Origin of the sequence: Desulfurococcus sp., from assembly GCF_049970475.1 — an archaeon.
GTDB lineage: Archaea > Thermoproteota > Thermoprotei_A > Sulfolobales > Desulfurococcaceae > Desulfurococcus > Desulfurococcus amylolyticus.
The window spans coordinates 1-2,779 of record NZ_JBMFMW010000128.1 but is presented as its reverse complement, the minus strand read 5'-3'; the positions used below and the strand labels follow the sequence as shown (position 1 = coordinate 2,779).

Below are 2,779 nucleotides of genomic sequence, written 5' to 3'. Positions count from 1 at the left end.
CTGCATGAATAATGCTATTGGCTGTTGAAACAGCTGCCGCAACTATTGATACAGCTATTAATGAGCCGATCGATGGGTTGAATAAGTTAAGCAGGTAAATAGTTACCTCGTCACGTCTAAGATTCTGTGGAATCAACCCGTTTTCAGCGAATCCCCTTGCAAGGAGCCCAGCTAATACGACTATTAGAGTATAGAGTAACCCGTAGAACGCGAATAATGATACACCCCTCTTATAGGTTTTTTCATCCCTATGAATGAATAACCTTATAACAACTTGCGGATTCGTGACAGCGAAGAAGATCCATGGTATAGTATATGCTAGAAAGACCTGAGGTGACCAGAAACTAGTCATCCCGAGGAAGCCTTTCTCACCGCTAGATATTAACGCTTTTGCAGGGTCAATATTAAATACAGCTCCGGGAAGCGTTAACTGTGTAATGAATAATAATCCACCAGCCAACATTAGAATGGCCTGGTATAAATCAGTTGTAGCAATGCTCCACATTCCAGCTATAAATATCCATGTATATGTTATAGTGGCACTTATAATGGTTCCCACCGCAGGATCTAGGCCCGCATAGTTGAAGATTATTGTAAGCCCCTGTATTTGTGCCGCGGTATAGGGCACCATTACAAATAAATAGAGGAATGCTGAAAGCGTGCCCAGGTATCTCGATGAATATAGATCGCTGAGCATTTGTGAGGGAGTCATCCATCCATTCATCCTCGATAACTCCCATATCTTGTAGCCTATGGTTGAAAGCAATATTACTGTTACTAGTAGATATAGCAATTCGAAGCCCAGTGCCCCTACCCCTGTTGCATAGGTTAATCCAACTAGCCCTATCATCATAAACGCGCTATAAGTTGTGGCTGCATAGGTTCCGAAGCTAACTATACTGCCGACCCTGCCTCCCGCAATAATGTAGTCTTTCGTGGTCTTAATATTCATTCTCCTGGACGCATAAGCTATTACAGTGCCCATGATTACATATACCACTAGTATAGCGATGAACAAGGTATTCATGGGCTTCACCCTAGACATGTCTCAAGTATATTATTGAGACGATGATCCATGTAATCGTCAGTAGGACCCAGAAAAGAAGTAGTTCTAATCCCTTAGCATTATACAGGATGAGATATGGCACCATATAACTAGCCATGATCACGATTATGCTTCCCAGCATATAGAGTCTCCTCAACATAAGATCACCGAACATATGTTCGATTAAATAAAAATATGAGGGGCGATTTATAAATTTAACCAGATGGATAGAGGCATAAGGTATGGATAAGGGTTTACGGAGAACAATACTGGAGCTACTCTCCAGTATGCAGGGCAGGGAGATACCACAGTCATACATACATAGAGCGCTCAAAGCCTCCAAAAGCAGGGTTAGCGAGATACTTAAGGAGCTCGAGAGTGATGGCCTTATAGAGAGGAGAAGCATTGGTAGAAGCAAGATTATCTATATCAAAAAAGGTATCACTGAGAAAACCATCAAGCACGAGCTAAAAACACTTAGACTCGGCATAGTCTACTCAAGCGAATACTTATTCCTAGGGTACTTTACTAATAAAATGAGGGATAAGGGATATAGTGTCCATGTAGAGGTATTTAAGGATGGATTAGATACCACGCGTGCCCTAGCTGAGGGTGAAATAGACCTAGCTCTCTCTCCATTAGTTAGCCAGCTATATATGTATCCATTATATAAATCCTACAGGATAATCGCTGGCGGCATGACAGGAGGCTTTAAGATTCTTAAGTCACCTAACGAGGAAGAAGGCACCGTGGTTTACTCTAGTAGAATTAGCACCATGGATTATGTTAGATCGGAATACATTGAGAAATCGGGGTTGAGGGGCTCAGTTAAAACAATTTACTTCAAGTATCCCGACCTAGTAAGCAATCCCAACAGGATTAAGGGATATGTTATCCTATGGCACCCGCTTTATCATTTATTTAAGAATAAGGGGTTCCAGGATTTAACCAGTAAAACCGGGATAAGTATTGGGAATTGCTGTACACTCGCGGCATCCAATATCTTTGACAGCGAAACCATGGAGTTAATTAGGAAGATATATTTAGACTCCATTAACAGATATATTAGAGACCCATATAGATATCTAAGCTACTACTCAGCCGTAACAGGAATACCTGTCTCAGTATTAAGCGATGCAGTTGAATCATATAAGCCCTCTCCAGAAGTCGATATACAGACTATTAGAGGCATGGTTTCCAAGCTAAATAATGGGCTCCCAGATAACACTATATATTATGAGGCACTCTACACAGAGCACTAGTCATAGTTTTAAAAATTCCCATGGCATATTTAAACCAGGGTATAGATGTTCGAGGTTAGATTAGTCAATAGGAAGTATGCCCAGGCCATCCTCACTACTCTACGTGACAAGAACACCAGCCAGATAGAGTTCCGCAAGGGACTAGTGAGGTTGGGACGGATACTTGGATTAGAAATAATTGAGGATCTTGAATGCGAAACAATTGAGGTTGAAACACCGCTGGGTGCCAGGGTACATGGCTGTAGGATAAAGGATTTAGACAACGTTATAATAATAACAGTGCTTAGAGCAGCCTGGCCTCTAACCGAGGGATTAATTAAGATCCTGTATACAGCTAGACAGGGGGTAGTCGTTGCCAGGCGTGTAGAGGAGAAAGGAATGAAGGCTGGTTCCTTCGAGATAGAAGTATCCTATGTGAAAACACCGAGGATAACAAACAGGGATATAGTTGTCATAAGCGATGTAATGATTG

At 41.7% G+C, this 2,779-nt stretch carries 4 protein-coding genes; 2 read left to right on the top strand and 2 right to left on the bottom strand.

The annotated features are described in order from the left end of the window. Both ACP5N5_RS06570 and ACP5N5_RS06565 read right to left on the bottom strand, forming a co-directional pair. Positions 1–1,027: sodium:solute symporter family protein (locus ACP5N5_RS06570; protein ID WP_428134272.1), on the bottom strand; the 1,027-nt coding region annotated here is incomplete at its 3' end. Between the two features lie 10 nt (positions 1,028–1,037). Next, positions 1,038–1,202 (bottom strand): hypothetical protein, encoded by a 165-nt coding sequence (locus ACP5N5_RS06565; protein WP_428134275.1) that lies wholly within the window; start codon positions 1,200–1,202, stop codon positions 1,038–1,040. 85 nt (positions 1,203–1,287) lie between these two features. Here ACP5N5_RS06565 and ACP5N5_RS06560 point away from each other — a divergent pair, with 85 nt between their 5' ends. Both ACP5N5_RS06560 and ACP5N5_RS06555 read left to right on the top strand, forming a co-directional pair. Next, positions 1,288–2,307, top strand: a complete 1,020-nt coding sequence (locus ACP5N5_RS06560; protein ID WP_012608496.1) for a DUF7343 domain-containing protein — start codon at positions 1,288–1,290, stop codon at positions 2,305–2,307. A gap of 45 nt (positions 2,308–2,352) precedes the next feature. Next, a partial coding sequence (locus ACP5N5_RS06555) for a uracil phosphoribosyltransferase (protein ID WP_428134265.1) occupies positions 2,353–2,779 on the top strand: 427 nt, incomplete at its 3' end.